The 1,559-nt window shown below is 38.2% G+C and carries 2 protein-coding genes; both read right to left on the reverse strand.

The genetic code is table 11. From position 1 onward, the window contains the following. Window positions 1-85: 85 nt before the first annotated feature. Window positions 86-262 carry a hypothetical protein gene (locus Selli1_RS18140; RefSeq protein ID WP_182466551.1) on the reverse strand — a complete coding sequence of 59 codons (177 nt, stop codon included), beginning with the start codon at window positions 260-262 and terminating at the stop codon, window positions 86-88. A 50-nt stretch (window positions 263-312) separates the two neighbouring features. Next, on the reverse strand, window positions 313-1,464 hold the full coding sequence (locus Selli1_RS18145; RefSeq protein ID WP_087168064.1) for an IS91 family transposase: 1,152 nt from the start codon (window positions 1,462-1,464) through the stop codon (window positions 313-315). Window positions 1,465-1,559 lie beyond the last annotated feature (95 nt).

Consider the following 1,559-nt stretch of genomic DNA (forward strand, 5'->3'; position numbering starts at 1 on the left):
CTTTATAGGAAAGTTCGATTTTTGACGATTTATTGAATGAAAATAGCCCGCACAAAGGCGGGCATGCAGATAGGACGACACTGAGTTAGAAGATATAAAAACCTTCTACGCCAGCCTCGTCATCAAACAAATTATCTTCATTTAAGAAATAATCCATATCAAGAAGATCATCTTCGCTCATGTTGCGAATGTCCATAGATGTCATTCCTTCAGGTGGATTATGTATATATTTTTTGCGTAATTCCTCAATGTTAGATTTCATGACAATGTTCCTCCTTTAGGAGGATTATAACACAGATTATCGAAAAAGAATCATGCAGAAGAACGCTTTCCACGAGATTTGGACATGGCTTTCTCGTAAAGTTCTTGGAGGGATACGCGTTGGTGGTTGTAATAGAGTTCTAAAAACTCCATTTGATGGTTGCATTCAGGACATTTTAAAGGATCGTAACCAAAGGAAGAAAGGATAGCGGTTCTCCATTGGTTGAAACTCCGATAGATGCGGTGTTTGGATCGGTGTATCGACCGATGAAGTTTGGAATCTATTTTTCGGTGCCTTGCATAAAGACCGCCATATCGAATCATTTTAAAGTGTTTTTCAGGGATGTGTCGGATGAGGCGTTTGATGAAATCAATGGCAGGGATGGTTTCTTCTACATATTTTTCGTCTTCATGGCGATTGTAATGAAAAGTAACGAGTTCACCATCGTACTTATCAATTCTGGAAGTGGCAATAACAGGGCGACCAAGATAACGACCGATATACTTGATAACGTTTTGCGAGTCGCATTTGTTAGGTTTTGCATAGACATAGAAACCATGCTTGTGATCAGAATAACATTTTGATTTTACCTTTTTAAAAGAAGAATCTAAGCAAGATTCTAATTCATTAAGCAATGCCGTGCGAAAAGCGTTACGCAGAAAAGTATAGTTGAAATATTTGACATGACGCCAGAAACCGTCGTTGCTGTAACCACCTTCGGAGATTAGACAGTGGATGTGAGGATTCCATTTGAGGTCACGACCAAAAGTATGTAAAACCATAATGAATCCAGGTGTAAAATTTTTAGATTTATTTAATTTGAAAAACATCCTGGAAACAACGCTGGAAACAGAATGGAAGAGGCAGTTAAGTAAAGAGCGGTCTTTGAGAAAAAAATCCCGAAGGTTTTCATCGATGGTGAAAACACAGTGGCGATGTTGAACATGAATCAACTTAAAGGACATACTGGTAGAGCGTTCCATGGAATATTTGTTTCCGCAAGTGGGGCAAAAACGACTGTGGCAGCGGAAAGGGACAAATTTAAGATTTCCGCAAGAAGGGCATGAGTACATGGCACCACCAAAAGAAGAATCACCACAGTTGATCATCTTATCAATATTTTCCATCTCAGATTTTCTGGGATGAAGAGTATATTTAATTTCTTCATAATAGTCAGTAAAAATTTTTTGTAAGATATTCATAAAACTATTATGAACGAAAATGTAACAAAAAGAAAGCCCCAACCCCCTCATGATTGAGGGGCAGGGGAGTTGAATAGGCGTAGCCTATTTTTTAT

Source organism: Sellimonas catena (genome assembly GCF_027924685.1).
GTDB lineage: Bacteria > Bacillota > Clostridia > Lachnospirales > Lachnospiraceae > Sellimonas > Sellimonas catena.